The following is a 24,301-nucleotide window of genomic DNA, read 5'->3' on the forward strand; positions in this document are numbered from 1 at the left end:
ATGCAAATCCTGACATTCGACGGGCAGGACGAGCGGCTGAGGCGTCAGATGGCGCAGTTACTGGTGGATGCCTTCCGCGAGCATTGGTTGGCGGCGTGGAGCACGTTTGACGAGGGGATGGAGGAAGTGGAGGAGATGCTGGAGGCGGAGCGCATCTGCCGCGCGGCACTGGATGATGATGGGAATTTGCTCGGCATGATTGGCGGCATCCCGCAATATGACGGCAAGGTGTGGGAGTTGCATCCGCTGGCGGTTCAGCCGCATGTGCAGGGACGGGGAATCGGGCGCGCACTGGTTGTGGATTTCGAAGAGCAGGTGCGCCAGCGCGGCGGGCTGACGGTCATGCTCGGCACGGACGACGAGGATGGCATGACGTCGCTCTCGAATGTTGACCTGTATGACGACCTGTGGGGCAAGGTCAGGGATATCCGCAATCTCAAGGGACATCCGTACGAGTTCTATCAAAAGATGGGATATGCCATCACGGGCGTGGTGCCGGACGCGAACGGCATCGGCAAGCCTGATATTTTGATGTCGAAGCGGGTGGGGGAATAAATCACCCGCCTTCAAGTTCATACTTTATAATTCGGGGACAAGCCTATGACAACAAATCGTCCACTTCGCGTCTTCCTCTGCCGCTCCAGCACGGACAAACCCGCTGTCCGCGAGTTGTATCAAAAACTCCGCGCCGTCCCACAAGGGGATGATAAGCCGTGGATTCAACCATGGTTGGATGAAGAAGAACTCTATCTATGAAATTCCCAACTGGCAAACGGAAGCATACATTTACGATCAACTTCTTTGAACAGCAACTTGGCCAAGCGTTGGATGAGCTACAGGAGGTTTTGGAAATCGAAGAAGGTGATTCTCCCGACGATTTTCTGATTCGGTGGCGCTTATCCAGTTCATGTATTTTACATAGTTTCTATGCGGTAGATAGCCTCATAAATTATTTGGCATATGAATATTTTGAAAATGAAAAATCGAATTGGTATATAGGGGCTGAAGACAGGGTCTTTGTTACAGAAAAGCACTTAAAGGATTGGCAAAATCTGCCCTTCAAAAAGAGAATAGCGCTCGTTTGGAATGAACAAGGATTTGACCCTCTTTCGCAAGATTTCAACAGCAAAATAACCGAATTGAAAAATCTGCGGAATTGGGTTGCGCATGGAAATCCATACACAATAATAGTTGAACATGAATTTATTCAAGTTGACGATGAAACCGTAAGGGGGATAACTCACGCAACTTATCCAGATCCAAACCAAAAGGGTTTTCAAAGTGAAGAATATAAATCCCCAGCCTATCTTACAAAAGATGACGCGCAAAAAGCTGTACGTCATGCTTTGGAATGTATCGTTTTTAGTCTTAATCAAGCCAAAGGGTTTCATGTAATTCTGAAAACTTTTCATGAAGACAAAAAAGAATATTGGCTTGACGGCAATAAGCCTGTTGACGAAGTTCTTCGCGACCTCGGTATTGATACTTGAAGTGAATTTGTCTCTTGCCCACTTTCACTGGGGGAAGTAAACTTTCACCACGCCCGGAGGGCGTCGCACCAGACTAACGGAGCGAGAGTCTACAAGGTGAGATTCTCCTGCTCGACAGGAAAATCCTACCCGTGTGGTGCGACGCACTCTAACATCGCATAATCACCTGGCACTTGAGACCTGACACCTGAAACTGGAGAACCCTCATGCAACTCAAAGGAATATACGCCCCCATCGTCACCCCCTTCAACGCGGACGAAAGCATCAACTACCCCGTCCTCGAGCAACTGATCGAATACCTGATTGCCAACAAGATCGCAGGGCTTGTCCCAGGCGGCACCACGGGCGAAGTCTACGCCTTCACCGAACAGGAACGGCTGGACATTTTCAAATTCACCAAAGAAAAGGTCAATGGGCGGGTGACGCTTATTGCAGGCACAAACTCTGGCGCCACGCGCGACGTCGTCCGCTACTCGCAGATCGCCGAAGAGATGGGCTACGACGCGCTCATGGTCGCCGTCCCGCCGTATTCACGTCCAAACCAGCGCGAACTGCTCTCACATTACGAAGCCGTCGCCAAAGCCGTCAAAATTCCCATCGTGCTCTACAACTTCCCCTGGCGCGCGGGCACCGAAGTCAGCTACGAAGTGATGGACGGTCTGACCAAATACGACCACGTCATCGGCATCAAGGAAGCCAGCGGCGACATGTCCCGCGTCTACGAGTTCCGCCTGCGCTACGGCGACCGCTATCAAATGATCTGCGGCTCCGACGACCAGGCGCTCGACTACTTCCTGTGGGGCTCCACCGCATGGATCGGCGGCGCCGCCTCCTGCGCTCCGCTCGAACATCACAACGTCCTCGAAGCTGCGCTCAACAACGACTTCGTGGCAGCCCGGGCGCACATGGAAAAACTCATGCCCCTGCTCCGCAACATGGAAAGCGGCGGCTACACCCAAAAGGTCAAACTCGGCTGCGAACTGCGCGGCATCCCCGTTGGAAATCCAAGACAGCCGTTGCTTCCACTCACTGACGAAGATAAAGCTGAATTCGAAAAAATCTTCAAGGCTATAAGTTAACATGTCATTGCGAGGAGCGTTCTTGTTCTTCCCTGCACCAAACGCAGGGCGGTGTGCGACGAAGCAACCTCCTCATAACAGGGGATTGCTTCGTCGGGAAGATCGCCCTTCTCGCAAAGACATGAAATAATGATTATGAAACGAATCCCATATTTAGATTCCCACACCGGCGGCGAACCCACGCGACTCATCACCGCGCTTCCTTTTGACCTTGGAACTGGTTCCGTTGCTGACAAATGTTCCACGCTGAAAAAGAATCACGACGACCTGCGCCGCACCGTCCTGCTCGAACCCCGCGGCTCAGATGTTCTTGTCGGTGCATACCTCGTCCCGCCCGCCGACCCGACCTGCCAGTTCGGAGTCATCTTCTTCAACAACGTCGGCTACCTCGGCATGTGCGGACACGGCACGATCGGCTTGATCGCCTCGCTTGCTTATCTTGGCAAAGTGCAACCTGGCGTTATTCAAGTGGAGACTCCTGTTGGGGTTGTGGAAGCAACATTGCATGATATGTCATTGCGAGCCCCGCAGGGGCGAAGCAATCCCCCAATTAATGGGGAGGTTGTTTCGCCTTCGGCTCGCAACGACATATATCCCAATAAAGTCTCCGTCCAAAACATCCCCGCCTACCGCCACCTGACTCACATCCCCGTCACCGTCGAAGGCAAAACCGTCCACGGTGACGTGGCGTATGGCGGCAACTGGTTCTTCCTCGTCCACGACCACGGCATGGACGTGACCATGTCCAACCTCGAAGCGCTGACCGATTTCTCGTGGCGCGTGCGCAAGGGTTTGACTGCGAACGGCATCACCGGCGCGAGCGGCGCAGAGATCGACCATGTGGAATTATTCGCGTCCACGCCCGAAGCGGACAGCCAGAGTTTCGTCCTCTGCCCCGGCAAAGCCTATGACCGCTCCCCCTGCGGAACGGGCACCAGCGCAAAACTCGCTTGTTTATATTCAGATGGAAAATTACAAGTCGGGCAAATCTGGAAACAACAAAGCGTCGTCGGAAGTATCTTCGAAGGCAGCATCCAACTCGACGGAGATAAGATCATTCCCACCATCACCGGTGAAGCGTGGGTCATGGCGGAGGGTGAAATTTTAGTGGATGAACGCGATCCGTTTGGGAAGGGAATTTAGGATCCATCGCTGGTTGAGTAGCCGCGAATGCTCTTTGAGCGGTGTATCGAAACCAGCAATAACAAGTGGACATGAAATTATTCAGGTTTACTTAGATTGATTTACAATAGTCGGTATGACATGGAAACCATCATACCTAACCCGAGAACAAATGGAAGAAAGACGGCTTGAAGGTGGACGGCTGTTGAAAGCTGGAAAAATGTCAAAAGCCGAAATCTCAAGACACCTCGGAGTAAGCCGGGCCACGGTCGGCCAATGGGCCAGAATCATAGAAACAAAAGGTATGCGCGGACTCCAAAAAAGAAAAGCGGCTGGTAGCGAGCCGAAGTTGAGTAATCCACAAAAGCAAAGCTTAAAGAGGAAGCTGGAACGAGGGGCTTTGGCGAATGGATATCCAACTGATCGCTGGACATTGGACCGTGTCCAAAAATTGATCAAAAGAGAATTTGATGTCACTTATCATCCGAATTACCTCAATCGATTGTTGCGCAAACTAGGTTTCAGTCCACAAAAGCCAATGCCACAGGCTATTGAACAGGAAAAAGAGTTAGTGGAAGCTTGGTTGCTAGGAGATTGGCCAAGGATAAAAAAAGTCACATCGTCTCAAAGCAAAAATCGTATTTTGGGATGAATTTGGGTTCTCCTTTCAAGAAATATTGGCTACGACGTGGGCTCGGACTGGCAAGAGACCCGTTTTTCGACGGGTAACCAAAGATCGTCGAGCGCTATCGACAGCCGTAGCGCTGACACTTACAGGCAAGATCTACAAGAAATGTTTTGAAGGTTCGATAAAAAGCGATAACTTGATTGAGGCACTTGAACACCTCCGTAGGCAGGTACCTGGAAAAATCATCTTGATCTGGGATCGAGCCCGTATTCATCTTAGCAAGCTCACCAAAGCTTATCTCTGCCAGCATCCTGAGATCATGATTGAAGAGTTACCTGCTTACGCTCCACAGCTCAATCCGGAAGAGTATTGTCACGGAAATGTTAAACAACATCTCAGAAATGCTCGTCCAACTTCTAAAGAGGAGATTCGCTCAATGCTTGATCGTGGTTTTGCTCGCTTGCGTCGTCGACCAGACTTACTTCTTGGCTTCTTTCATGCCGCCGGTCTTTCTGTTAGGCAACTTCAGTTAACCTGAATAGAAGGTGTGGTTTCGATACGTGGCGCAAAGCGCCGCTACTCAACCACCATATGGGAGGGGATTTTTTTATGGAGATGAAATGAATTCAAAACATGATGTATTGATCATCGGCGGCGGACCAATTGGATTAATCTCCGCCTACTACCTGCTCAAAGCGGGGCGCAAAGTGACCATCCTTGACTCAAATGAAATCGGCAAGGGCAGCGGCGCGGGCAATGCGGGGCATATCGTGCCGAGTCACATCATTCCGCTGGCGGCGCCGGGCGTGGTAACTTCTGCCCTCAAGTGGATGCTCGACCCGAACAGCAGTCCCTTTGGCTTGAAAATCCGCTTCGACCTGAAATATATTTCATGGCTGATCCAATTCGCGGCGGCATGCAATGAAGCCAACGTGAGCCGCGCGCTGGAGCCGATGAAGAATCTCGGTTTTCTCAGCGCGGATAATTTTGCAAAGATGATCGAAGAGGAGAATTTCGATTGTCATTACCAAACCACAGGCTTTTTGAATGTATACAAAAATCAAAAAGCCTTCGACGCAGGCAGGCACGAAGCGGAGTTCATGCAGAAGCACGGCATCCCCGTCAGCGTGTATGAAAAGAATCAAATTGCAGAGGTCGAGCCTGCTGTTCGCGATGACGTTCTCGGCGGGGTGCATTTCACAGGGGACGCGCACCTCAACCCTGCGGTCTTTTTGCAACTGCTCGGCGAGCGCATCCGCGCGATGGGGGCGGAGGTACACGAGAATATGCCGGTCACGGGCTTTGCATCAGCGCAGGGAAAGGTTCGGGTTGTAAAAACACGCGCGGGTGAGTTTGAAGCGCAGCAGGTCATCCTGGCGGCGGGTGCGTGGTCTCCCATCGTGGCGCGTGACCTGCGGCTGGACATCCCCGTCCAGCCTGCGCGCGGTTACAGCCTCACTGCGTCTGCCATTCAGAACATGCCGCGTCAGGCGTTGATTTTGGGAGATCGCCGCGTGGCGGTTTCGCCGTTCGGGAATCTAATTCGAGTCACGGGGCGGCTCGAGGTGGGTGAGTACAGCACCACGCCGGAGCCGCGCTGGATTCAACGCCTCGAAGGCTTTGCGCGCGAATATATTCGGTTGGATGAAAAACTGGACATCAAAGAGACGTGGGCGGGCTTGCGCCCCGTGACGCCCGACGGCATGCCCATCATCGGATGCTCGCCGCATCATTCCAACCTGACGGTTGCCACGGGGCATGCGATGCTTGGTCTTTCGCTGGGACCGGGGACGGGACAGGTGGTGGCGGAGTTGGTCAATGGTCAAGAGACGGCGTTTGATTTGAGCCCGTTTGGGATGGAGCGGTTTTAAATTTCGATACCAGCAAAACAAAAAAGTGGAAAGCAGGGCTGTATAATCACTGAACCACTCTCCATTTATAGGTTTCTCAAGGTTTGAACTCATCCCTCATCTTCATTCTCATTGCCGTCTTCGTGGACATGCTCGGCTACGGAATCATGCTGCCGTTGCTGCCGTTCTTCGTGCAGGCGCAGGATGGCGGCGCCGCCATCGCGGGCGGCTTGATGTCGATGTACGCGTCCATCCAACTGGTATCTGGTCCCATCCTCGGTGCGCTCTCGGACCGTTTCGGACGCAAACCCATTTTGCTGCTTTGTCTTCTCGGTACGGCATTTGCATATCTCCTGCTTGGGTTGGCAGATTCGCTCGCGCTGATTTTTCTCGCCGTTTTCATCGATGGTCTCACAGGCTCGAACCTCACCCTCGCCCATGCCTACATCGCCGACACAACCACAGCCGAAACCCGCGCGCGCGGACTTAGCCTCGCAGGCGTGGCATTTGGCTTGGGGATCATGTCGGGTCCTGCGCTTGGAGGTTTGTTGAGCGGATTTGGTCTCAGCATTCCCGCTCTGATCGCCGCCTCACTGGCGTTTGGCAATACCATCCTTGGATTTTTTGTGATGCCTGAATCACTCCCGCCTGAGAGCAGGGAATCCAGACCGCTTTCACACATGTTCAGTTGGAGAAATCAATTTACAGGTATCTTCCGTCAGCAGAATATTCAAAAATTTCTCATCGCGCTCTTTCTGCTCAACCTTGCCTTCGCGGGCTTGCAGACCAATTTCCCGTTGTATTCCAACAGCCGCTTTGGCTGGACCCCCTCGCAGAACAGTTATTTTTATCTTTATGTTGGCTTGTGTGGTGTTTTCATTCAGGGATATTTATTCGGCAAATTACAGGTGCGTTTTGGCGAGCGTGTGCTTATCCCCGCTGGTCTCACTTTTATGGTCGTTGGCCTGGCAGGCATGGCATTCGTCCCCAATGCGTGGTTGCTATTCCCCGCTGTTGCCGTTGTCGCGCTGGGCACGGGCACGAGCATCCCGTCACTCACGGCATTGATCTCTCTGCGCGTACCCGACAATGAACAAGGGCGTCTTATGGGTGGCATGCAAACCTTGCTCGCACTCACGAATATTTTTGGTCCGACACTCGCGGGCATCTCGTTTGAAGTGATCGCGGTTTCCGCACCGTATTGGATCGGAAGTGCCTTCTCGCTTTTTGCTTTGATTGTTGCGTCTGTTGGTTTCTCGTCTCGATCAGATTCGTCCACCGCTTGACTTTTTCTACACCCAGTCACGGATCGCGCTCACCGCAGCCTGTATCCCATTCTCCTGACTTAATGCCACACTGAGGGTTTTCGCCCGCGCCCGCATGGACTCGTCCGTCAATGCCTGCGTGATGGCTTGCGACAGATTTTCTGCGTTGAGTTTTCGTTGTGGGATTGGCTTCGGTCCAGCCCCGATCTTGTACACCCGCTCGCCCCAGAAGAATTGGTCAATGGCGAGGGGTAGGGTGACAGTGGGAATCCCAGCATGCAAACTTGCTGACGTGGTTCCCGCTCCGCCGTGATGGACAGCGACTCTGACGCGTGGATACAGCCAATCATGCGGGGCGTATTCGATGGGCAAGATGTTTTTGGATTTTATTTCGTCATGCCATTTGGAAGGGATCGTCAGCACGGCGTGGGCGTTGGCGAGCTTCAAGGCTTCATCGAGCATGGGCAAATATCCCTGCGTGCCGGGGCTGCCGAATCCGATGGCGATGGGGTTGGGGGAGGAGGCGATGAAATATTGGAGTCGAACAGCTTGCTGTTCTGGAATTTCGGCAGCAAGCTGCCTGACTTCAAAGTTACGCCAGTAACCAGTGATGATTTGTTTCTCTTTCCAATCTTTTGGGTGTGGTACGACATGTGTACTAAAGGCGTTGAGGGTGAGCGGTTGGTGCGAAGCCGCCCGTAGCGAAGGATCAAGCGGATGGGCGGGAGCAAGCCCAAAGTCCGCGTGACGCGCTTGGTTGATCTCCGAGCGCCACGAAAGCCAGGTGGCTTGAGTCACGATCCAATGGGAGAGCCAGTTCCCAATCCCTGAAAGAGAAAACCGAAATGGTAATAATACGGACGGAAATTCGCGGGTGGGTGTGAGGGGTTGTAGCATTGCGCGGACGGCAGGGATGCCCAGCCCTTCGGCGATGTGTGCGCTCCAAATAGTCGGCAACCCGTGGATGAGCAGGTCGGAGCCGCGGCAGGCTTCGGCGGCGGTGTGCAACATGTGCCGATATAACGGGCGGGCTTTGCGTAGAAAATTTTGTGTGGCGCGGATGGAGCGGATGGGATTCGTGCCGATGGTGAACGGCGTGAAGTCGCCCTGTTCGATCATCAGGTCGGTGGGGTTGCCGTCGAAGGGTGCGAAGGGAATCTGACTTTGTTGAATGAGATTTGCAAACCCGCGCGGCGCGGCAATGCGGATGTTGTAGCCTGCGTCGCGCAAACCTGCGCCGAGGGCGATGTAGGGAAGCACGTCGCCGCGCGTGCCGCTGGTGAGGAGGGTGATGGTTTTCATAAGATATGACCGCCGACGGAAGACGATGGACGGTGGTAACGCGGTCTGCCGTCAGTCGTCCACGGTCGTTTTTTCAAACACCAACATCCGATACTCGACCACCCTCATAAACAAACATTGCTGCAATGCCATGCTCCCCAGCATGGATGGGACGATGGAGTGTTTGATGGGAAGTCTCTCGCCGAGGAAGAGCAGCGTGCCGGCAAGCAGATCGGGCAGGTTGCGAAGACGAAGATACGAGGTGAGTTCGTCGTTCTTGACAAGTTTGAGTTGATATTTGTTTGCAAATGAAAGGGTTTGGCCTGCTGTTCTTACGCCGGGGACGTGCCAGCCTTCCATGTACGCATCCAACCATTTTTGCTCATGCTGCGTGAACGGACGCGCCGCCTGAACATCGTCCACCAGGATGAGTTTGCCGCCTTTGCGAAGGAGTCGACCCGCTTCTTTGAAATATTTTTCAGGCTCCACGGCATGGCAAACGGCTTCGACGGAATAAACGGCATCAAGTGATTCGCCTGGCAGCGGCACGGACGTGAAATCCCCCTCTGCAAAGTTGATTTGATTTTGCAGACCCAGTTGCACGGCGGAGACCTGTGCCAGCCTGGCTTGTACGGAACTGAGGGTCAGTCCAAGGGCGGGGGCGGGACTTTGCAGGCGCGGATGAATGTAAAATAATCCCGCCCCGACTCCGCAGCCGAGGTCCGCGATGCGCGCGTTGGCCGGTACAACCGATTCGATCTCCGCTTTGATGAGCGCGTTGGAGGTGTTGAGCGCGTCTTCGAGAGTTTTGGTATCTTCCATCCACAAGGTGCGGTGAATGTTTTGGGCTTTGTTATGTCCGCTGAATTTGAGGAAGAGGCGGGTGTTTTCGTCGTAATATGCGCGGATGGAGTCCGTGGTGGTGGGCATGTTCGAATTATATCCCAGGGAATCGGGGTATAATAATGGTGCAATGCGTGGTGCAAAAGGAGAGTGCAATGCGTACCGTAAAAGAACGAATGAATTTGTATATCACCAAGTCCCTCATGGATGAACTTCGGAAGGCTGTCCCTTCCCGTGAGCGGACTCGGTTTGTCGAGGAAGTGCTGGCGCGGGAATTGCGCCGCCGAAAACTAAAGGAAGTGTTGAAAAAATCCTACGGCGCTTGGAAAGATGAAAATCACCCCGAATTGGCAACCTTTGAGGATGTCAATCGTTGGGTGGCAGAAGGGCGGAAAAAGTCCACTCGTGATTTTTCTGCCGAATGGGGGCAGGATGAGTGATTATCTCCTCGATACGAACATTTTGATTTTGTTTTTGCGAAAGACCGCCGGATATTATGAACTTTTGGATGGGCTTGCTGCGGATGATACGCTGTATATCTCGGCAATTACCCGTCTTGAAATCATTCGAGGAATGCGGGATCGCGAACGTGAAGCCACACTCGATATTCTTGATTCTCTTGAGACCATAGAGATCAATATTGAGATTACTGATAAAGCAGGGGAGTTGATTCGTGTCTGGCGAACACAGGGAGTTGTTCTGGAAGATGCCGATGCGCTGATTGCCGCCACCGCTCTGGGACATGGGTTGGCGCCTGTTACAACAAATGCAAAACATTTCCCCATGCCCGACTTGGTTGTCTATCAAGCCGATAAACTGGGTACGTTAACTCTGCGTGAATAACCCAAAGGAGAACCGCATGCCTCACACCTCATTTGCCACCACCACCCGCGGACTGAACCGCGACCTGCCGCCCATGCGTTTGTATGAGAAGGCGAAGAAACTCGGGATTTGGAATCCGTCTGATATTGATTTTTCAAAGGACAAACAGGATTGGGCGAAGTTCACTGACGAGGAAAAAGATCTATGCCTTCTGCTTCTGTCCATGTTCGTGGCGGGGGAGGAGGCGGTGACACTTGACCTGCTTCCCCTCATTCAGGCCATCGCGCAGGAGGGGCGACTCGAAGAGGAAATGTTCCTGACGACATTTCTCTTTGAAGAAGCCAAGCATACGGATTTCTTCCGCCGTTTCATGGATGAGGTTGCGTTCCCCTCTCCTTTAGGGGAGGGGCTAGGGGTGGGGTCGGATTTATCCCGCTATCACGGCGATAACTATCGACAACTTTTCTACGAATCCCTGCCAGGCGCCTTGAACGCGCTTCGCTCCGACCCGTCACCCGCCAGCCAGATCCGGGCATCCGTTACCTATAACATGGTCGTGGAGGGTGTTCTTGCGGAGACAGGCTATCAAGCCTTCTTCACCATGCTCGAACGCAACGACCTGCTGCCTGGTTTGCGCAAAGGCATTGCCTTGCTCAAGCAGGATGAGTCGCGCCACATTGCGTACGGCGTCTATCTTTTGTCCCGTTTGATCGCGGAACATCCCCGCGAATGGGAGAATCTCCAAGTGCAGATGAATATCTTGCTCCCATCTGCCATCGGGGTGATCGGGGATGCATTCGCGCGATATGAGGTTGTCCCGTTTGGGTTGAAGGAAGAGGATTTCGTCAACTATGCGATGAGTCAATTCAGCAAACGCTTCGAGCGGTTGGAAAAGGCGCGCGGGGCAGGTTTGGATGAGATCAACAAGGTGGCACGGGAGACCGAGGACGCGTAAATGAATGTCAACTTTGGAATGACGGCGGACGATTACGCAAAATACCGCGCAGGATTCCCTGACGAATTCTTCGAGCGCGTGTTTAGTGATGGAATCGCCAAGATCGGGGATGCCCTCGTGGACCTCGGCACGGGGACTGGCACGCTGGCCCGCGGATTCGCCGCCCGCGGCTGCAACGTGACCGGCGTGGATATTTCGGTGCCGTTGCTGGAGCAGGCCAAGGACCTTTGCCTGCAGGAGGATGTGGAGGTCGAGTTCCGTTTTGCCAAAGCCGAAGAGACGGGTTTGCCCGATTCATCCTTCGACGTGGTTTCTGCGGGGCAATGTTGGCACTGGTTCGACCGTCCACGGGCGGCGGGGGAGGCGATGAGATTACTTAAGCCGAGGGGACGCGTCTTGATCGCGCATTTCGACTGGCTGCCACTCGAGGGGAATGTTGCAGATGGCACTGAGAAACTTGTCCAAAAATATAACCCGGCCTGGTATGAGCGTTTTGGCAACAAGACAGGCATCCATCCCGATTGGTTTCGCGATCTGGGCGAGGCGGGCTTTGAAAATATCCTTTCTTTTTCCTTTGACCTGGATGTCCCATACACTCCCGATGCGTGGCGCGGACGCATCCGCGCGAGTTCGGGGGTTGGGGCGAGTCTGTCGGATGAGGATATAGGCAGATTCGACTCGGAGTTAAAGTCACTGCTGGAGAGGTTTGAGCAGGCTGCGGCTGGGACGCATGCGATCCTGAAAATTCCGCATCGGGTCTTTGCTGTCCATGCAGGCAAGGGGTAGGTCAAAATTCGCTGTTGTGGAATTCATTCAACGGGCGTAAAATAGCGATGCCGAGAGGCAAGGAAACCATGTATCACACGACGGATGAAAGCGATGTAGGTTCTTCTGACAACCCGCCCAGTTTGGGCGGACGGCACGTTTTAATTCTGTTAATAGCCATCACGTAGATGCCCGCCTCTGCGTGATGATATTTCACGCAAGGAGGCAGTCATGCTGGCCATTTACAAGACCACGGAGCAGGGGCTCGAAAGAATCGAAACGATTGCCAACGGTGCTTGGGTGAATGTGATCGACCCGACGCCCGAAGAGATGGAAAAGCTGGTCAATTGGGGGATGGAGATGGACTATATTCATTACTCGCTCGACCGCGATGAGATGCCGCGCATGGAACGGGATGAAGAATACACCTTCATCCTGCTTCGCATTCCCATCCACCAGCCAGAAAGCGACGTCCCTTATAACAGCGTGCCGCTTGGCATTATGATTTTGGGGAACAAGATCATTACCGTCTGCCGTTACGACAGTGATATTTTCAGGGTGCTGATCAACGGCAAGTATCGTTTGATGAAGACGGGCAAACGATACCGCCTGGCCTTGTACATTTTCCTTGAAACCTCGGCGCGTTATTTGAACCTGCTGCGCGAGATCAACCGAGCCATTGAAATTGTGGAGGACCAATTGCAAAAGTCCACGCGCAACCGCGAATTGCTCGAACTTCTCAAATATCAAAAGAGTCTGACATACTTTTCAACCGCCCTGCGCTCCAACGAAGTGATGATGGAGCGCGTCCAGCGCACGCAGCTTTTCAATTACTATGAAGAAGACCAGGAACTGCTCGAAGATGTGCTGACCGAAAACCAGCAGGCCATTCAAATGACCAGCATCAATACTGAGATCCTCGCCAGCATGATGGACGCCTTCGCCTCGATCATCTCCAACAACCTCAACGTGGTCATGAAGGCGCTGGCTGCGTTGACGATCATCCTCAATATGCCCGTCATTGTTGCCTCGTTTTACGGCATGAATGTCCACCTGCCCGGCGAAGGCCACCCCTATGCCTTTTTCTCGCTGATTGGGATGTCCCTTGGCCTGGGTGCCATTGCCACGTATATCTTCTACAAACGCGATTGGTTCTAACATGAAAACCGAATTGTTCCTCGACGCCAGGGCGGCGCTGGGCGAGAGTCCCGCATGGGATGCAAAGACCCGGACCTTGTACTGGGTGGACATTCTTGAAAAGCGCATCTATGCAGGAACGGAGCTGCTTGCCCAACTGGATGACTTCGTCGGATGTCTTGCCCCATGTAAAAATGGACATCTCCTGCTCGGCAAACGCGCCTCTTTTACGGACCTCGCGCCGGCTGCGCTGCGAGAGACGGTTCTTGCATCTTTGAGCGAGCCCGCCGCCAACCGTGTCAATGACGGCAAATGTGACCCTGCGGGACGCCTCCTGGCCGGGACAATGGACATGGACGAAAAAGAAGCCAGCGGTGCGCTTTATTCATTCGACGGAAAAGATACAACACGCCTGCTGGATGACATTCATATCTCCAATGGCCTCGCGTGGAGTCCGGATCACAAAATATTCTATTATATTGATACGCCCACCCGCGAAGTCAAAGCCTTCGATTATGATGTTGGTACCGGCCAAATTACGGACCAGCGCGTGGCGATCCGTGTGCCTGCAGACCTTGGCTGGCCCGACGGCATGACCTCTGACACGGACGGCAATCTATGGATCGCCATGTGGGGCGGGGCGCAGGTGACGAGATGGAATCCGAATTCGGGTGCATTGCTCGCGCAGATCCCCATCCCCGCCCGGCAGACATCCTCCTGCGTGTTTGGCGGGAAGGATATGAACGAGTTGTACGTCACCTCGGCGCGAAAAAACATGAGCGAAGCGGAATTAATAAAATACCCGCTCTCCGGCGGGCTGTTCAAAGTGATGACAAATGTTGAGGGAATGCCGACGTTTGAGTTTGGATAATGTAACGAAAGCATGGGCGGGGTTACCCCGCCCTATGCATTTAATTCCACAACTTCCCTGTTAATTCCACAACTTCCCTGCACTGACTTCCGGAAAGCGGTGCAAACGGCGAATTGGCTTCCACGGTGTCGCAGTTTTCCACGATCAGCACGCGCGCCTCCCTGCTGAATGTATGCGAGTGCCAAACGCCCTGCTTTACGTTATAAAGTTTATACGGCTCCATATCCACCGCATGGATGTTGGTGACCATCTCTTCGCCCTCGCCGATGAATAGGATGCAGCGTCCTGTCAGTAGAACAAAGACCTCATCGGTTTCGGTGTGTTTTTGCATTTGGTGGATCCTGTCGGGCGTAAGATCGGGCGTGTAATTCATCAACGCCACGCGCCAGGCCTGGTAATCTATCAAGGGTTTGTAATCGGCCCCGTTATGTTCACGGATTTCAAGCAGGGCTTCGGAGAGTATGTTCATGGGTTGTTTTCCTGTTAAATTTCGAGCAGGCCTGAATCCATCATGATATTGAACTGCTCCACAACGTTGGGGTCAAAATGCCCGCCGGATTGTTCATGGATGTATTCCAGCGCTTTTTCCCTGCTCCATGCGGGGCGGTAGGGGCGGTCGGAGGTCAAAGCATCCCACACATCCATGATGGCAAAGACGCGCGCGGCGATGGGAATCTCCTCCCCTTTCAACCCGTGCGGGTATCCAGTCCCATCCCATTTTTCGTGGTGACTGTGGGGAATATCCAATGCGGGGCGCAGGTATTCGATGGGCTGGATCATTTCATATGCATACTGTGGGTGTTTGCGCATGATCTCCCATTCCTGCTCTGTTAATTTATCAGGCTTTAGCAGGATCGCATCCGGGACGCCCAGTTTGCCGATATCGTGCAGGAGCGCGCCGCGGCGCAGGTAAACAAGATCCTCGTTCTTTATGCCCATGCGGATCGCCAGTCGTTCCGCGAGGGCGGTCACGCGCAGGGTGTGGCCTTCGGTCTCATGGTCGCGCAGATCCATGGCGCGTGACCAGCCTTCGATGGTGGCATCGTAGGCGGATAATAACTGTTCATGCGCCGCTTCGAGGTTGGCGCGTTCGTCCACTAATTTCCGGTAGCGGTTCAGGCGCGTAATGCCGAGCAGGCGGGCGCGCAATTCGTAGCGGTCATACGGCTTGGTGATGTAATCGTCCGCGCCGGATTCCAGGCCGCTCAGCATGGATTTGCGGTCGTCGAGGGCGGTGAGCATGATGATCGGGATCTCGGCCAGTAAAGGGTCATTGCGGATGCGCCGGCAGACCTCAAAGCCGTCCATGCCGGGCATCATCACATCCAGCAGGATCACATCCGGCAGGATCTGGCGGATCTTTTCCAGGGCTTCCATGCCGTTCTCCGCCATTTCCAGGATATACCCCTGCCCCTCCAAAATGGATTCCAGCGTGTGCCGCCCGGCGGGTTCATCATCTACGATCAGGATTGTGCTGGACATAGGACCTCCTTGGTCGCTGCCGCAAATTGTGTTATGCCGGAAATTGTCATACGGAAAATTCCCATGCTATCAGCGGTCTTTATCTATGAGGCCGTGTTTGATCGCCAGGCGCACCAGCCCGGCCAGGTTGCGCACGAGCAGCTTTTCCATCAGGTTTGCGCGATGCTTTTCCACGGTTTTTTCGCTGATGAAGAGGAGCTTGCCGATCTCGCCGCTGGTATGTTCCTCGGCGATCAATTGCAGGATCTCCTTCTCGCGCGGCGAGAGGGCGTCCAGCGGATTGTTGCTTTGCGGGGCCTTCGGGCGCATTGCGCTTTGTGTCGCAATGGAGGAGATCGTGGCGCTTAGGAAGGTTTCCCCCCGTGCCACGGTGTGGATCGCCTGTAATAATTCCTCGCCGGCCGAGGTCTTCAACACATAGCCTTTTACGCCGCTTTGCAGAGCCTGATGCACCAATCCCTCCTCCGCATACATGGACAGCAGCAGGATGTTGACAGGCAGTTTCAGGCTGCGAATCTGCTCGGCGGCCTGGATGCCATTAAGGCGCGGCATCATGATATCCATCACGAGCACATCCGGCTTGAGTTCCACCGTTTTTTCGATGGCCTCCTGCCCGTTGGACGCTTCGCCGGCCACGTGGATGTCATGGGCGCGTTCGAGCAGGGCGCGCAAGCCTGCCCGCACCAGGGAATGATCCTCCGCCAGCAGGATGCGGATCATGCTGCCTCCAGCGGCAGGTGGGCGGAGATGATCGTCCCTTTTGCGGGCGCGGATGTGATGGTTAAATGGCCTCCCACAAGCATTAACCGCTCGCCCAGGCCGCTCAAGCCGATGCTTCTCCCGGAGGAACGATCTTCGCTGGTGAAGCCGATGCCGTTATCCTGCACGGTTAATATGATGGCGTGCTCGTCCACGATCAGATCCACCCAGACCTGGGTTGCCTTTGAATGCTTGATCACGTTCGTCAGGGTCTCCTGTAAAAAACGGTAGAGTGTGATCGAGTATACATCGGAAAGGTCCGCGAGTTTCTCGTCGACTTCGACGTGGATGGGCAGGCCGGCGCGCAAACCGAATTCGCGGCTGTAGGTTTCCAGCGCAGAACGCAGCCCCAGCGTATCCAGCATGCTGGGACGGATATCCTGCGCAAGCTGGCGCATTCTCTGAATGGTCTGGTTGGTATCTGCGATCAGGTCTTCAAGCTCCCTGTTGAGCAGGCCGGTCTGGATGGGTGGCTCCATTTGCAGACTGCGCAGGCGCAGCATATGGGCGATCAACGCCTGTCCCAGGTCGTCGTGCAGTTCGCGGGAGAGACGCCGCCGTTCCTGTTCCTGTGCCGTGACCACACGCTCCGCCATCTGCTGTAAATTCTCGCGCTGTGTCAGCAGGGTGCGGTAGCGGTCCAGCCTCAGGATGGTATTGACGCGCAGGCGCAGTTCCTGCCTGTCTGCCGGTTTGGTGAGGAAATCGTCTGCGCCGGCTTCGATGCCCTGCAGGCGCGAGGCGCGGTCATCCAGGGCGGTGAGAATGATGATCGGGACCTCGGCAAGTTTCGGTGCAGCGCGCAGGCGCCGGCAGACCTCGAAGCCGTTCATACCGGGCATCATCACATCCAGCAGGACCAGGTCCGGCATCGATGCGTCCGCCATGTGCAGGGCGGCCGGCCCATCTTGCGCGGACAGGATCTCATAGCCCTGCCCGTCGAGGATCGATTCGAGGGTGGCAATGCCAGCCGGGTCGTCATCCACGATCAGTATTTTGCTCTGCATTTGACCTGCCTTCCGCGGGTATGTAACGTTCGATCATTTTTCCGAGTTCGTCAATTCGGATCGGTTTGCTCATGTAATCGGTCATGCCGGCGGCGAGGCAGCGCTCGCGGTCGCCGGGCATTGCCAGCGCGGTCATCGCAATGATGGGAACCTGTTTGAAGTCATTGTCTTCGCGGAGGAGCTTTGCGGCTTCCAGCCCGTCCATCATGGGCATCATTATATCCATCAGGATCAGGTCGGGGCGCTCGCTCTTTGCAAGTTGGATGCCATCCCTGCCGTTGCGCGCAATGAATACCTGATACCCCCTATGGGTCAAAAATTCCTTCAGGAGAGAGATGATGATCTCTGTATCCTCGACGAGCAAAACGCTGCCGCTGTGCTTCCCAGCCGGCATTTGGTGCGGGGGCAAAAGCTCACCGGTGCCCTTCACCTCGGCATTTTGCTCCTCCGCCCCCCAGGGCAGGGTGATGATGAAACGGCTGCCCGCGCCCCATTCGCTTTCCACCCGGACGTGCCCGCCGTGCAGGCGCACCATTTGTGCCACCAGGGCAAGCCCCAGGCCCGTGCCTTGGTATTCCCTCGTCAGACCGGCATCCAGTTGTACGAACGGTTTGAAGAGCAGTTGTAGATCCTCCTGCGCGATGCCGATTCCCTCATCCCAAACGGTAAACGTGACCTCGTTCCTTTGCGGGTGACCCTCCACCTCCAGCCCGATCCGTTTTCCAGTCTCTGTGAATTTAACCGCATTGCCGAGCAGGTTTACCAGCGATTGTTTCAAACGGCGTTCGTCGCCTGAGATGATCTTCACATTTCCCTTCACCTGGAACAAGACGTCCAGCGATTTTTTCTGGGCGAGTTCCCTGACCATGCGGATACTGGACTGGCACAGCTTTTCCACCGAGAAGGCGCGCAGGTCGAGCTCCATGCGCCCCGCTTCGATCTTGGAAATATCGAGGATATCGTTGATCAGGTCGAGCAGGTGGTGCCCGCTTTCCTTGACGATGCGGACGTATTTCTCCTGTTTCTCGTTCAGCCCGCCGACCAGTTGTTCCTCCAGGCTTTCGGAAATGCCGATAATGGAATTAAGCGGTGTGCGTAGTTCGTGGCTCATGTTGGCGAGGAACTCATCCTTGATCCGCAGGGCATTCTCCATCTCCGCGTTGGCGAAGCGCAGGGCTTCCTCCGCCTGTTTGTGGGTGGTGATATCGCGGCTTGTGCTCAAAACCAGCCGTCTGCCGCCCACTTCAACGGGATAGGAGTGCATTTCCAGGACGTGCCGGCCGTCTCCGGGCGCATGGAAGGTAAGCTCCACCGGCGGTGTTTTTTCGCCATTCATGATGGCGAGATTGTAGTCCTGCAGCCTCGCGGATTCCCCGGCCGGGAAGATGCCGAGTTCCGAGATGCGCCTGCCGCGGATCTCATCGCGTTTCAATTGATGCTGTTGTTCGAAGGAACGGTTGGCATCCCGCACGGTCCCGTCCGCCTCCGTCACCGAGACGGGATCAGGCGCGGCGTCGAAGAGCAGGCGGGCGTAGGCTTCGCTCGCGCTCAGGGCCTGCTCGATCTGTTTGCGGTCGGTAATATCCACGCTGATGCCCACCACGCGTTCCGCTTCCCCGTTATCGGAGAAGACCGTCACCGAGCTGGTGGAAATATGGCGGACCGAACCATTGGGCAGGATGATGCGGTGTTCCCTGTTCAGTAACAGGTCCTGTGTGACCTCCAGTTGCCTGTCGATCCCCGTTTTTTCCAGGTCGTCGGGATGGATCGATTGCGCCCAGGCCTGCGGAGTGCCGTCGAACTCCCCGGCCGGGATGTGGTGGATCATGTGCATCCGTTCGTCCCAGATGACTGTATTTTCTGCGGGATAATATTCCCAGACCCCGATCTGCCCGGCGTGCGTGGCAAGCTCGAGGCGGCGTTTTGCGGCTTCGCTCTGCAGGGTGCGTTCGCGCACACGCTCCTCCAGCTCGGCATTCAAATGACGGACTTCCGCCTCGATCAGCCGTCTTTCGATCAACTCGGATTGCAGTGTGGTGAACAGGTTTGCATTTTCGATGGCAATCGCGGCCTGCCCGGCCAGGGTCTCCAGCAGGCGCTGATCGTGTTCCGTGAACGCGTTCTCCGCCTCGCTTTCCACCGAAATGGAGCCGATCACCCGCTCGCCAATCTTAAGCGGCACATATAACCCGGAGAGGATATTGGGAAACACATCCACGTATCTCTCATCCGTTTTCACATTCGGCACACGCAGGGAGGTTCCATTCAACGTCACCCAGCCGCTCAAACCCTGACGGGAATTGGTAATGATCCCGTTCATTTCCTGGATATGATCTTCCGCCTCCTCCGCGCTGAGGCTTGGTTTGTGGAATCCGACCAGGTTCACGCTGTTGAATCTGGGTTCGTATTCACGGATGGCAATATGATGCCAGTCCATCCTACGGCCAAGGATCTCGATCACTGCGTGGGCGACTTGATTCGGCGTGTGCAGGCGGCTGATGGCCAGTCCGCTTTCATACAGGGTTTCCAGCTCGGTCACCTGGCGGTTGATCGCCCTGTCTGCCTGGATGCCCCGCATATAGGTCTGCAGTTTTTCGGCCAGCGACTCAAGCAGCCGGCGTTCCTCCTTCATGAAGGGACCATCATCCCCCCGCGGTCTCTCCTCCAGATAGGCCACCTCGATGGAGCCGCGTTTGCCGTCGGAAATATCAAAGAATTGGGTTTGCATCCACGCGGTTTCGCGGAACCCTTGCGTGGCAAACTCCCGGTCATGGAATGTTATGCGGGCGCGGGTGATCTCCGGATGCTGCCACGCGGAGGGCAGGCTGTTGATGACATCCTGCAGGACCTCCTCCTCCGGGCGGGAGTAATCCATGAAGATCCTGGCGACATTATGTAAAAAGGATACTTCCTTTACCCGTTCGCCGAGGTCGCGGATCAGGCGCTGTTTTTCCTGTTCCGCCTGTGTGCGCTCGGTGATGTCGTGAAATGACCAGACACGGCCTTCAATTTTGGATCCGATTGTTTGAGGCTGGGAATAACGCTCGAACACGCGCCCGTCTGCAAACTGGATCTGGTCTACACTCGATTCTTCCGGCTGTTCGTACAATGTACTGACTTTGGATATAAACTGCTCCGGATCGGCAAGCTGGTTCAGGATGTAGTTTATGGTTTTTGCATCGTCATGATCGGCGAGAATTTCTTCCGGTATTTTCCACATATCGGCGAATTTCTGATTCCAAAGCGTAATCTTTCCCTGCCTGTCCACAATCAGGATGCCATCGGCAGTGGATTCCAGGGAGGCGTTGAGCATCGAAAGAGAAGTTTTTAGTTCATTCTCCGCCTGCTTGCGCTGGGTGATGTCCTCTCCAATGGATTGGTACTCGAAGATTTCTCCCTGCTCGTTGAACAGGGCGCGGTCTGTCCAGCGCTGCCAGCGTTCCCCGCCTCTCCCGTCGGTTGTCTTGTATTCATAGGAAATATACGGTTTCTCGCGGTTGAGCGAAAGATAGTTTCCCATCACAAGTTCCCGTTCCGTTTCCGGGATGAGGGAGAACAGATTGCTTCCAATAAGTTTATCGCGCGGTGTTTCGAAATACTCGCAATAGAAGGAGTTGATGAAGGTCAACGTCCCGTCCGCTTTGAACCTGCAGACCATGGCGGGCATGTCCTCCGAAATGCTTTTGTAGCGTTCCTCGCTTTCGCGCAGTTTTTCCTCCGCCTGCCTGCGTTCGGTGATGTCGAGAGCCGTGCCGTGCAGCCCGACCAGCTCTCCCCGTTCATCGAGCCAGCGCTCGCCGCGCGCCAGCAGCCATCTTCTTGAACCGTCTACGCGCACCCGTTCCAGTTCGATCTCATAGGGTTCGCCGTTTTGCAGGGTTTTTTCCACCGCTGCTCTCATGCGCACCATGCTGTCAGGCGTATAGAGTTTGTCCTGCTCAGTCATGGAGGGCACAGGTTTATCGGGGTCAATCTCCAGGATTCTGCACAGTTCCTTCGACCAGCGGGGGGTATCGGTCGCGGCGATCCAGTCCCAACTGCCCACATGGGCGATGCGTTGCGCTTCCTCCAGGTGCGCCTCGGTCCTCCGCAATGCATCCACCGCCTGTTTGCGCTCGGTGATGTCGGTGAGCGAGCCTACAATGGCGACGGTCTTTCCATCCCTGACCATCGGGCTTTCGTCCACCTGCACCCAGATCCTGCGTCCCTTGCGGGTGACGAGTTCCAATTGGTACGAGGGCTGGCGCTCTCCCGTCCGGATGGCGTATTCGGTGGATTCGATGCCTCGTTGGTTCAATGGGTTGTCGGAAAGAAATTCCTGCCAGTGCACCATGGCTTCTTCCGGTTCGCAGTCCAGGATCTCCCGCGCCTGCTGGCTGACGTATACCAGCACATTATCCGCGGTATGCGTATAGAACAGGCTGCTGCTGTGGCGGATGATATTCTGAAGTTTTTCCTCGCTTTCGTACAGCGCCTGCTCCGCCCGTTTGCGTTCGGTGATGTCCACGCTTGTGACTATGGCTTTTGAAAAATCATGCTCATGTCCCGCGGTGACCGACCAGCTCAGGTTGACCTCGAGGGGTTGGCCTGTCAGCGTTTCATCCGCCCCTTCCCAGCTGTTGCTGGTCCTGCCCTCCGCAATGGCGATGAAATCCTCGTGGTTATGCTCCTGCTCTCCCCTGGATTGAACGAGCATGCTTTCGAGCAAAGCCTCCCTGCTTTCCGCATGGTACATTTTTAATGCGGTCTGGTTTACGTCCAGGACGCGGATCATCCCCGCACATTCGCGGACGGCCTCGGGATGAGAGTTGAAATAAGCGCGGAAATCCGTGACGCCCTGTTGTTTCAGGGAATCGAGGTGTTTTTTGACCTCGGAAAAATCCTCCTCGAAAATTGCTGCCGGCGTATTATCGAATAATGTCCGATAGCGCTGCTCGCTCTTGAGCAATTCATTTACCATCTGTTTGCGTTCGGTGATGTCTTTAACCTGCGAGATAAAGTACAGGGGGGTTCCGCTGTTGTCCTTTACCAGCGCCACTGCCAGCAGCGCCCAGACCACCCCGCCATTTTTGCGGATATATCTTTTCTCCATTGTATAGGTTTCGATCTCTCCGGCCAGCAATTGCCTGACATATTTCAGATCGACATCCAGGTCATCGGGATGGGTGATGTCCTGGAAGGTCAATGCGAGAAGCTCCCCTTCAGAATAGCCGAGGATCGAGCATATCCTTGAATTTACCTTTAACCATTGCCCCTGCGGGGAGACCAGCGCCATGCCAATGGCGGAATGTTGAAAGGCGTTCTTGAAGAGCTGCTCACTCTGTTGCAGGGCATCCTGCGCCTGCTTTTGCTCGGTGATGTCGCGGATGGTCGAGAGCATGGCTGTGCGCTTCCCGCCGGAGGTCAGGAAGGTGACCCGTGATTCGATGCTGCGCGTGCTTCCATCCGCCCTGCGGACAATGGATTTAAAACTTGCAGGCGCTGTTTTTGCGGAAAAAGCCAGTTTATATTGTTCTACAGCCCAGGCGCGGTCCTCCTCCCCGAAAATATTCGCAAAACTTCCCCCAATCACCAGTTTGGGCTCATAGCCGTACAGGTCGTAATAGGCGGGGTTGGCAGCCAGAACGATCCCCTGCGGGTCGGAGATTGCCATTGCATCAGAGGTCGACTCCCACACCTGTTGGAAGAGCATTTGGCTTTCATGCAACGCCTCCTGCGCCTGCCTGCGTTCGGTAATGTCACGCGCCACACTTTGAATATAAAGGGGGGTTCCGTCTTCCCCCTTCACCAATTCCACATTGACCTCAACCGGGATCTTGCTTCCATCCTTCCTGCGAAAGATGCGTTCGTACGGTGCAACGAGCTCGTTGTTTAATAACCGCCTGACCACTTCCCTGCTTTTCCCCTGCTCCGCGGATGTGTCCGATACGCTAAGCCCCTTTATCTCGTCGATCTGATATCCCAGCATGTCAGCGGCGCGCTGGTTTGTCTCCAGGTGGTGTCCCTCCAAATCCAGGATAAATACGGCATCCTGGGTTTGTTCAAATAAGGAGCGGTGATAAATTTCAGCCTTTCTCTGAGCCTCTTCCGCTTGTTTACGTTCTGTGATATCGCGTGCCATTCCACGCACGATAGGTTTTTCCACCCCTTCCGTGCGCAGGGAATTGTCATATTCCCAAATGCGGATTTGTCCGTCCGCAATCCGGACGCGCATTTCGCCGCGCGCCCGGCCCTGTGCCTGTATCTTTCCGAGATAGGCTTCAAAATCTCTTCCGCCACCCGGCGCAAGTGCATCTTTCAAGTTCATCCTGAGCAGCGTTTTGCGGGGGTAGCCTGTCAATTTTACGGCGGCCTCGTTCACCGAGAGCAGGTTTCCCTCCAGGTCATGCGTGCAGATCAGATCGTGACTGTTCTCCACCAGGTCGCGGTAGCGGGCTTCGCTCTCCTGCAATGCCGTCTCCATCCGCCTGCGTTCCGTCACATCCTGTGCCATCACAAGCACGCACCTGCATCCCTCAACTTCAAGGGTGTGTGATGTGATCTCCACATCGATTATCTTTCCATTCTTTAGTTGATGCCGCCATGGTCCTGAAGACTGAAACGGCTGCCGCTTTTTCCCTATATCCTCCATCAGGTGGGGGACATCCTCCGCCGGGCGAATGTCCTTGAGAGTCATCTTTAAAAATTGCCTGTGCGTGTACCCGTATTTTTTTACGGCTGCATCGTTAACGTCCAGAAATGCCAGCGTTTCCAGGTCATAGACCCACATGGGGATGGGATGGTTTTTGAAGAGCATTTCGAAGCTGTCCCCTTGCATACTGGACGGGGCGCTCGAAGCCGTTTTTCCTTTTTTGGGAGGCATAAAGGATTCCTTTCTCCGCGCAATATAAATGCGCTCCTGGGGTGGATTCTCACATGATAGGAACAAAAAAAGAATAAGGGATT

22 protein-coding genes are annotated in these 24,301 nt (G+C 54.7%); 15 read left to right on the forward strand and 7 right to left on the reverse strand.

Annotation, left to right across the window (positions count from 1 at the left end):
* The 9 genes from QY332_05110 (at position 1) to QY332_05150 (ending at position 7,455) form a co-directional block, all read left to right on the forward strand.
* On the forward strand, positions 1–555 hold the full coding sequence (locus QY332_05110) for a GNAT family N-acetyltransferase (GenBank protein WKZ37306.1): 555 nt from the start codon (positions 1–3) through the stop codon (positions 553–555).
* A gap of 45 nt (positions 556–600) precedes the next feature.
* Entirely contained in the window at positions 601–756 is a 156-nt protein-coding gene (locus QY332_05115) for a hypothetical protein (GenBank protein ID WKZ37307.1), read from the forward strand.
* Positions 753–1,490 carry a hypothetical protein gene (locus QY332_05120; protein ID WKZ37308.1) on the forward strand — a complete coding sequence of 246 codons (738 nt, stop codon included), beginning with the start codon at positions 753–755 and terminating at the stop codon, positions 1,488–1,490. Before QY332_05115 ends, QY332_05120 begins: the two co-directional genes overlap by 4 nt.
* Positions 1,491–1,696: 206 nt before the next feature.
* Complete coding sequence (dapA, locus tag QY332_05125) at positions 1,697–2,569, forward strand: 4-hydroxy-tetrahydrodipicolinate synthase (GenBank protein WKZ37309.1); 873 nt, start codon at positions 1,697–1,699, stop codon at positions 2,567–2,569.
* Positions 2,570–2,704: 135 nt separating this feature from the next.
* Positions 2,705–3,712 carry a proline racemase family protein gene (locus QY332_05130; protein WKZ37310.1) on the forward strand — a complete coding sequence of 336 codons (1,008 nt, stop codon included), beginning with the start codon at positions 2,705–2,707 and terminating at the stop codon, positions 3,710–3,712.
* 151 nt (positions 3,713–3,863) lie between these two features.
* Entirely contained in the window at positions 3,864–4,343 is a 480-nt protein-coding gene (locus QY332_05135; protein ID WKZ37311.1) for a winged helix-turn-helix domain-containing protein, read from the forward strand.
* A gap of 25 nt (positions 4,344–4,368) precedes the next feature.
* Entirely contained in the window at positions 4,369–4,857 is a 489-nt protein-coding gene (locus tag QY332_05140) for a transposase (GenBank protein ID WKZ37312.1), read from the forward strand.
* An 82-nt stretch (positions 4,858–4,939) separates the two neighbouring features.
* Complete coding sequence (locus QY332_05145; protein WKZ37313.1) at positions 4,940–6,190, forward strand: FAD-dependent oxidoreductase; 1,251 nt, start codon at positions 4,940–4,942, stop codon at positions 6,188–6,190.
* Between the two features lie 83 nt (positions 6,191–6,273).
* Positions 6,274–7,455, forward strand: coding sequence for an MFS transporter (locus QY332_05150; GenBank protein WKZ37314.1), 1,182 nt, complete (start codon positions 6,274–6,276; stop codon positions 7,453–7,455).
* Positions 7,456–7,461: 6 nt separating this feature from the next.
* Here the strand turns inward: QY332_05150 and QY332_05155 are convergent, their stop codons facing one another.
* Positions 7,462–8,736, reverse strand: coding sequence for a glycosyltransferase (locus QY332_05155; GenBank protein WKZ37315.1), 1,275 nt, complete (start codon positions 8,734–8,736; stop codon positions 7,462–7,464).
* A 51-nt stretch (positions 8,737–8,787) separates the two neighbouring features.
* Positions 8,788–9,645 carry a class I SAM-dependent methyltransferase gene (locus tag QY332_05160; protein WKZ37316.1) on the reverse strand — a complete coding sequence of 286 codons (858 nt, stop codon included), beginning with the start codon at positions 9,643–9,645 and terminating at the stop codon, positions 8,788–8,790.
* Positions 9,646–9,713: 68 nt separating this feature from the next.
* Here QY332_05160 and QY332_05165 point away from each other — a divergent pair, with 68 nt between their 5' ends.
* From QY332_05165 to QY332_05190, 6 genes are all read left to right on the forward strand, one after another.
* Positions 9,714–9,998 (forward strand): hypothetical protein, encoded by a 285-nt coding sequence (locus QY332_05165; protein WKZ37317.1) that lies wholly within the window; start codon positions 9,714–9,716, stop codon positions 9,996–9,998.
* The gene (locus QY332_05170) at positions 9,991–10,401 is read left to right on the forward strand and encodes a type II toxin-antitoxin system VapC family toxin (protein ID WKZ37318.1); all 411 of its coding nucleotides are present in this window, start codon (positions 9,991–9,993) and stop codon (positions 10,399–10,401) included. The genes QY332_05165 and QY332_05170 overlap by 8 nt, the downstream gene beginning before the upstream one ends.
* 16 nt (positions 10,402–10,417) lie before the next feature.
* Positions 10,418–11,335, forward strand: coding sequence for a R2-like ligand-binding oxidase (locus tag QY332_05175; GenBank protein ID WKZ37319.1), 918 nt, complete (start codon positions 10,418–10,420; stop codon positions 11,333–11,335).
* Positions 11,336–12,121, forward strand: a complete 786-nt coding sequence (locus QY332_05180) for a class I SAM-dependent methyltransferase (protein ID WKZ37320.1) — start codon at positions 11,336–11,338, stop codon at positions 12,119–12,121.
* Positions 12,122–12,331: 210 nt separating this feature from the next.
* Positions 12,332–13,258: a magnesium transporter CorA family protein gene (locus QY332_05185; GenBank protein ID WKZ37321.1), complete on the forward strand. Its 927-nt coding sequence runs from the start codon at positions 12,332–12,334 to the stop codon at positions 13,256–13,258.
* A 1-nt stretch (position 13,259) separates the two neighbouring features.
* Positions 13,260–14,108, forward strand: a complete 849-nt coding sequence (locus tag QY332_05190; protein WKZ37322.1) for an SMP-30/gluconolactonase/LRE family protein — start codon at positions 13,260–13,262, stop codon at positions 14,106–14,108.
* 40 nt (positions 14,109–14,148) lie between these two features.
* Here QY332_05190 and QY332_05195 read toward each other — a convergent pair whose 3' ends face one another.
* From QY332_05195 to QY332_05215, 5 genes are all read right to left on the reverse strand, one after another.
* Positions 14,149–14,577 (reverse strand): hypothetical protein, encoded by a 429-nt coding sequence (locus QY332_05195; GenBank protein WKZ37323.1) that lies wholly within the window; start codon positions 14,575–14,577, stop codon positions 14,149–14,151.
* 14 nt (positions 14,578–14,591) lie between these two features.
* Complete coding sequence (locus QY332_05200; protein WKZ37324.1) at positions 14,592–15,590, reverse strand: response regulator; 999 nt, start codon at positions 15,588–15,590, stop codon at positions 14,592–14,594.
* Between the two features lie 69 nt (positions 15,591–15,659).
* The gene (locus QY332_05205) at positions 15,660–16,310 is read right to left on the reverse strand and encodes a response regulator transcription factor (protein WKZ37325.1); all 651 of its coding nucleotides are present in this window, start codon (positions 16,308–16,310) and stop codon (positions 15,660–15,662) included.
* A complete protein-coding gene (locus QY332_05210) occupies positions 16,307–17,356 on the reverse strand; it encodes a response regulator (protein WKZ37326.1) in 1,050 nt (349 codons plus the stop codon). The genes QY332_05205 and QY332_05210 overlap by 4 nt, the downstream gene beginning before the upstream one ends.
* Positions 17,328–24,218: a PAS domain S-box protein gene (locus QY332_05215; protein ID WKZ37327.1), complete on the reverse strand. Its 6,891-nt coding sequence runs from the start codon at positions 24,216–24,218 to the stop codon at positions 17,328–17,330. Before QY332_05215 ends, QY332_05210 begins: the two co-directional genes overlap by 29 nt.
* Positions 24,219–24,301: the final 83 nt, after the last annotated feature.

The sequence above is a fragment of the Anaerolineales bacterium genome (genome assembly GCA_030583885.1).
Classification (GTDB): Bacteria; Chloroflexota; Anaerolineae; order Anaerolineales; family Villigracilaceae; genus Villigracilis.

Excerpts from the sequence above, each read along its gene's own strand:
- QY332_05200 (WKZ37324.1), bottom strand. The coding sequence starts at position 15,590 with ATGTCCAGCACAATCCTGATCGTAGATGATGAACCCGCCGGGCGGCAC.
- QY332_05155 (WKZ37315.1), bottom strand. The coding sequence starts at position 8,736 with ATGAAAACCATCACCCTCCTCACCAGCGGCACGCGCGGCGACGTGCTT.
- QY332_05215 (WKZ37327.1), bottom strand. The coding sequence starts at position 24,218 with ATGCCTCCCAAAAAAGGAAAAACGGCTTCGAGCGCCCCGTCCAGTATG.
- QY332_05175 (WKZ37319.1), top strand. The coding sequence starts at position 10,418 with ATGCCTCACACCTCATTTGCCACCACCACCCGCGGACTGAACCGCGAC.
- QY332_05120 (WKZ37308.1), top strand. The coding sequence starts at position 753 with ATGAAATTCCCAACTGGCAAACGGAAGCATACATTTACGATCAACTTC.
- QY332_05165 (WKZ37317.1), top strand. The coding sequence starts at position 9,714 with ATGCGTACCGTAAAAGAACGAATGAATTTGTATATCACCAAGTCCCTC.
- dapA (WKZ37309.1), top strand. The coding sequence starts at position 1,697 with ATGCAACTCAAAGGAATATACGCCCCCATCGTCACCCCCTTCAACGCG.
- QY332_05130 (WKZ37310.1), top strand. The coding sequence starts at position 2,705 with ATGAAACGAATCCCATATTTAGATTCCCACACCGGCGGCGAACCCACG.
- QY332_05205 (WKZ37325.1), bottom strand. The coding sequence starts at position 16,310 with ATGATCCGCATCCTGCTGGCGGAGGATCATTCCCTGGTGCGGGCAGGC.
- QY332_05185 (WKZ37321.1), top strand. The coding sequence starts at position 12,332 with ATGCTGGCCATTTACAAGACCACGGAGCAGGGGCTCGAAAGAATCGAA.
- QY332_05170 (WKZ37318.1), top strand. The coding sequence starts at position 9,991 with ATGAGTGATTATCTCCTCGATACGAACATTTTGATTTTGTTTTTGCGA.
- QY332_05180 (WKZ37320.1), top strand. The coding sequence starts at position 11,336 with ATGAATGTCAACTTTGGAATGACGGCGGACGATTACGCAAAATACCGC.
- QY332_05110 (WKZ37306.1), top strand. The coding sequence starts at position 1 with ATGCAAATCCTGACATTCGACGGGCAGGACGAGCGGCTGAGGCGTCAG.
- QY332_05210 (WKZ37326.1), bottom strand. The coding sequence starts at position 17,356 with ATGCAGAGCAAAATACTGATCGTGGATGACGACCCGGCTGGCATTGCC.
- QY332_05160 (WKZ37316.1), bottom strand. The coding sequence starts at position 9,645 with ATGCCCACCACCACGGACTCCATCCGCGCATATTACGACGAAAACACC.
- QY332_05190 (WKZ37322.1), top strand. The coding sequence starts at position 13,260 with ATGAAAACCGAATTGTTCCTCGACGCCAGGGCGGCGCTGGGCGAGAGT.
- QY332_05135 (WKZ37311.1), top strand. The coding sequence starts at position 3,864 with ATGGAAGAAAGACGGCTTGAAGGTGGACGGCTGTTGAAAGCTGGAAAA.
- QY332_05115 (WKZ37307.1), top strand. The coding sequence starts at position 601 with ATGACAACAAATCGTCCACTTCGCGTCTTCCTCTGCCGCTCCAGCACG.
- QY332_05195 (WKZ37323.1), bottom strand. The coding sequence starts at position 14,577 with ATGAACATACTCTCCGAAGCCCTGCTTGAAATCCGTGAACATAACGGG.
- QY332_05145 (WKZ37313.1), top strand. The coding sequence starts at position 4,940 with ATGAATTCAAAACATGATGTATTGATCATCGGCGGCGGACCAATTGGA.